The organism is Desulfuromonadales bacterium, from assembly GCA_035620395.1.
Taxonomy (GTDB): Bacteria; Desulfobacterota; Desulfuromonadia; order Desulfuromonadales; family DASPGW01; genus DASPGW01.
This window is the reverse complement of record DASPGW010000096.1, coordinates 1-4486: the sequence shown is the minus strand read 5'-3', so window position 1 is coordinate 4486 and position 4486 is coordinate 1. Positions and strand designations below refer to the sequence as shown.

The 4486-nt window shown below is 58.5% G+C and carries 5 protein-coding genes; all 5 read left to right on the top strand.

The genetic code is table 11. The annotated features are described in order from the left end of the window. On the top strand, positions 1-1495 hold a 1495-nt coding region (locus tag VD811_05575), incomplete at its 5' end, for an ATP-binding protein (GenBank protein HXV20447.1). Then, positions 1492-2901, top strand: a complete 1410-nt coding sequence (locus VD811_05570; GenBank protein ID HXV20446.1) for a sigma-54 dependent transcriptional regulator — start codon at positions 1492-1494, stop codon at positions 2899-2901. The genes VD811_05575 and VD811_05570, both read left to right, overlap by 4 nt. A 318-nt stretch (positions 2902-3219) precedes the next feature. Beyond that, a complete protein-coding gene (locus tag VD811_05565; GenBank protein HXV20445.1) occupies positions 3220-3672 on the top strand; it encodes a hypothetical protein in 453 nt (150 codons plus the stop codon). Next, positions 3669-4004 carry an STAS domain-containing protein gene (locus VD811_05560; protein ID HXV20444.1) on the top strand — a complete coding sequence of 112 codons (336 nt, stop codon included), beginning with the start codon at positions 3669-3671 and terminating at the stop codon, positions 4002-4004. Before VD811_05565 ends, VD811_05560 begins: the two co-directional genes overlap by 4 nt. Positions 4005-4059: 55 nt before the next feature. Next, entirely contained in the window at positions 4060-4425 is a 366-nt protein-coding gene (locus tag VD811_05555) for a response regulator (GenBank protein HXV20443.1), read from the top strand. Positions 4426-4486 lie beyond the last annotated feature (61 nt).

Below are 4486 nucleotides of genomic sequence, written 5' to 3'. Positions count from 1 at the left end.
AACTATTGCGGTGTTTGCCGGGGGCCGGGAAGGCGAAGATTTCGAATATCCCCTTGCGAACACCCCCTGCGAGAATGTGGCCAACAAGAAGATCTGCGTCTACCCGGACGAGGTGTGCAGACATTTCCCTGGCGACCATCTGCTGGTCGAACTCGGGATCGAGGGATACGCCGGGGCCCCCCTCTTCGGCTCCGCCGGTGAGCCGCTCGGATTGCTGGTGGCCCTCTTCAGGCAACCTGTCCAGGACCCGGGAATGGCCGAGTCCCTGCTGCGGATATTCTCGATTCGTGCCGCCGGCGAACTGGAACGCCGTCAGGGAGAGCTGGCCCTTCGCAAGAGCGAGCAGCGGTACAAAATGTTGTCGCAGGAGTTCGAAGCTCTTCTCGACGGAATCCCCGATGCTCTTGCCCTGCTGGCGCCCGACTTGAAGGTCATCTGGGCCAATGCGGCTTCACAGCGGCAGTTTTCAGCTAAAGTCACCGACCCCAATTCCGCATTCTGTTCAGACTTCTGCGCCAGCGAAACGAAAGCCTGCAGTCGCTGTCCCGTCGTGCGCAGCTTCGGCTCCGGATCGACGGAGGACGGGGTTGTCAGGCATCCGGAGGGGAGTATCTGGGGGATCAAGGCATTTCCCTTGAAAAATCCCGAAGGGGAAGTGACACGGGTGATCATGCTGGCCAGCGACATCACCGAGAGGAGGCAACTGCGCGAGGAGGTCGATCGGGCCGGGCGGCTGGCTGCCGTCGGCGAACTGGCTGCCGGAGTCGCTCACGAGATCAACAACCCGACGGGGCTGATCCTGATGAACATGCCGGCAATCAAAGAGGCGTTTGCGGATATCTCCCCACTTCTGGAGGAACATTTCCGCGCCCATGGCGACTTCGCCTTCGGCGGTCTGCGGTATTCGAAAATGAAGTCCCAGCTGCCTCTGCTGTTGGGAGAGATCCTCGATGGAGCGCAACGGATCAAGAGTATCGTCGAGGACCTGAAGGATTTCGCCCGCGGCGGGCAGGAAGGGGATTTCCGGCTGTTCGATCTGAATGCCGCCGTCGAGAAGGCCATCAGGCTGGTCAATAACCAGATCCGCAGGTCGACCGACCGGTTCTCCTGTTCCCTCGCCGAGCACCTGCCGCGGGTGCAGGGGAATTCGCAGCGAATCGAGCAAGTCCTGGTCAACCTGATCCTCAATGCCTGCGAAGCGATTTCGGATAAGGGCAGAGGCCTGTTCGTGTCCACCCGCTTTGAGGCCAGGCTCGATCTGTGCACGGTCATCGTGCAGGATGAGGGGGGCGGAATCCCGGAGAAAATCCTGCCGTATCTGACCGATCCCTTCTTTACGACCAAAAGGGAGTCCGGCGGGACGGGGTTGGGTCTTTCGGTTTCCGCCCGGATTGTCAGGGAGCATGGTGGAGAATTGCGGTTCGAATCAGCTCCCGGCGAAGGAACCACGGTCACTCTGGCCCTGCCGGCTGCCCTGGAAGGCGATACTGTATGAACGAGAGACCCTATCCGCTTGACCCTGTTCTGCTGGTCGACGACGAACCTGCCTGGCTGCGGAGCCTGGCCATCCTGCTCGAACGTACCCTGGGCATCAACAACGTGCTGACGGTCCAGGACAGCCGGGAGGTGCCGCCGGTACTCGCCAGCCTCCGGGTGAGCCTGGTCCTGCTGGATATCACCATGCCCTATTGCGGCGGTGAGGAGGTATTGTCGGGCATCATTGAGAATTTTCCTGATACTCCTGTGATCATCCATACCGGTCGCAACGAAGTGGATATCGCTGTGCGCTGCATGAAAATGGGAGCATTCGACTATTTCGTCAAGACCGTCGAGCAGGAACGGCTGTTGGGCGGCATCCGGCGGGCCCTGGCGATGTCCGAGCTGAAGGAGGAGAACCGGCGCCTGAAACAGGGTCTGATCAGCCAGGAACTGAAGTTTCCTGAAGCATTTTCGGAGTTGGTGACGGCCAATGCCGAAATGCAGGCGGCCTTCCGCTATGTTGAAGCTATCGCCGGAAGTCGCGAACCGGTTCTGATCACCGGCGAGAGCGGAGTCGGCAAGGATCTGATCGCCCGGGCCATCCATCGGCTCTGTGCGCCCGACGGTCCCTGGCAGGCGGTCAACGTGGCCGGCCTCGATGACAACGTCTTTTCCGATACCCTCTTCGGCCACGTCAAGGGCGCCTTCACCGGCGCCGACCAGCCCCGCAGCGGGCTGATCGAGCAGGCCAGCGGCGGAGTCCTTTTTCTCGACGAGATCGGCGACCTGAGCCAGGCCTCGCAGGTCAAGCTGCTGCGCCTGCTGCAGGACGGCGACTACTTCCCCCTTGGCAGCGACCGCATCAGGAAAATGAACGTCCGGGTGGTGGCCGCCACCAACCAGGCACTGGAGACCAAGGTAGCGAGCGGCGCGTTTCGCATGGACCTCTATTACCGGCTCAAGGCCCACCATGTCCATCTCCTGCCGCTGCGGGAGCGTCGGGACGACATCCCCCTGCTGCTCGACCATTTCCTCGAAGAGGCAGCCGGCTGCCTCGGCAAGCAGAAGCCGACTGTGCCGGCGGCGATCTTCGACCTGCTCGGCACCTACCATTTTCCGGGCAACGTGCGGGAGTTGCGGGCCATGATCTATGACGCAGTGAGCCAGCACACCTCCGGAGTGCTGGCTCTGCGCCGTTTCGACCTGGCCATCGGCGGCCAGTTGCCGCCATCGGCAGTGCCACCGGATGCCGACGCCCCTGCGGGGGAGCTCCTCTCCTTTTCGGTCCGGCTCCCCACCCTCAAGCAGTCCTGCGATCTCCTGGTACGAGAGGCGATGCGGCGCGCCAACGGCAATCAGACCCAGGCCGCCAGGCTGCTCGGCATCTCCCGACCCGCCCTGATCAAGCGACTGCAAAAATGACCATCCCCAAGCCTGCCTGAATATCCATTCCACTTCACCTGATAGAGGGGTGTAACTTTTCCGACAGTGATAAGAAAAGTTACACCCCTCTATTTTTTTAAATAATTCAAGCTATTTGCGTCCGACTGGTCGGGCCCCTGGAGGCTGTGTTGCGCTAAAGCGGTCGATTTAAAAATTAATTAAATAATATAAATTTAAGTGTGATTGCAGTGACTTAGGGCGTTTTATCGTGTTGGCACTTTAATTGCTAACTTTTAACGTCCAGCGGAAACGAGCAAGCCCTTCTGATTGTGAAAACTTCCAAACGGATAAATGACGATGAACTGGCCAACGGTATTGCTTCTGGACTCGGACCACGAGAGTCAAAAAAGCATCTCTTTTCTGCTGGGGATCGCCAAGTTCCAGGTTCGCTCCTTCGCGGATGAGAGCGAATTCCTCAACTGGCTTTCCATTATCCGGAACGCCTCGGAAGATATCTTGTCGATCCTGATCAACGGGCAGATTGAAAATGCAAAGATCCTCGATTTCCTTTCTTCGCTGGAGAACCTCGGCCACTTTCTGCCGGTGCTGATTGTGGATCGATACAAGTCCGCACTGAAAAAGGAGGAATTGCTCAATGGGGCATACACGAAGCTTCCGATCTTTGTCTGCGAATCCTCCGAGATGCTGGTCATGCTGAACCATTTCCATATTTTGAAGACGAGTCTCGCCGCTACCAACAGAACATTCAAAACACTTTTCCAGCAAGATGAAGGGGCTGGGCACCGATGAAAATCGATTGCAAGAACCAGGGAGAACTTCTTCTGAGCGGAGAGCTCACCATCCGTCGGGCAACGGAAATCAGGGAAATGCTCCTGACCCTGGTCGGGCAGAACGCGTCGATGGTCATCCGGGTCGATGAGGCTGCCGAGGTGGACCCGGCCTTTCTGCAACTGCTCTGCTCGGCCCACCGAACCGCGGCCAGTGTGGGGAAGCGTCTCAGCCTCGATACGGGGAGTTCGTCAACGCTTCTGCGGCAACTGGAAGATGCCGGTTTGTTCCGGCACATCGGCTGCCAGTTCGATTGCAACAACAACTGTATTTGGGTCGCTGCAGAAAATTGATAAGCGCAAATTGAAACAGGCGAAAACTAAAATCAATCAACCCCCAGGAGGGATTATGGCTAAAAAGATCATGACCGTTGATGACTCCCCCACCATCCGCCAGATGTTGGCTATGGCTCTGAAAGGGGCTGGCTACGAAGTGGTCGAGGCGGAACACGGCAAGGACGCCTTGAGCAAGCTCGAAACTGAACAGGTCAGCATGCTGATCACCGACCTTAACATGCCGCAGATGAACGGCATCGAACTGATCCGCAGCGTCCGTCAGAGTCCGGGGCTGCGGTTCCTGCCGATCATCATGCTGACGACGGAAACCCAGGAGGCCAAGCGGCAGGAAGGGAAGGCCGCCGGCGCTTCCGGCTGGATCGTCAAGCCGTTCAAGCCCGAGCAGCTGCTCAAGGTCGTGCAGATGGTCATGGCATGATGAGATCGGTCGGAGACACCTTTCGCGAGGAAGCCCTCGAACTGTTCGGGGAACTGGAGAT

What these genes read in the sequence shown, in the direction of transcription:
- VD811_05570 (HXV20446.1), top strand. Translation starts at nt 1,492, where the DNA reads ATGAACGAGAGACCCTATCCGCTTGACCCTGTTCTGCTGGTCGACGAC.
- VD811_05565 (HXV20445.1), top strand. Translation starts at nt 3,220, where the DNA reads ATGAACTGGCCAACGGTATTGCTTCTGGACTCGGACCACGAGAGTCAA.
- VD811_05560 (HXV20444.1), top strand. Translation starts at nt 3,669, where the DNA reads ATGAAAATCGATTGCAAGAACCAGGGAGAACTTCTTCTGAGCGGAGAG.
- VD811_05555 (HXV20443.1), top strand. Translation starts at nt 4,060, where the DNA reads ATGGCTAAAAAGATCATGACCGTTGATGACTCCCCCACCATCCGCCAG.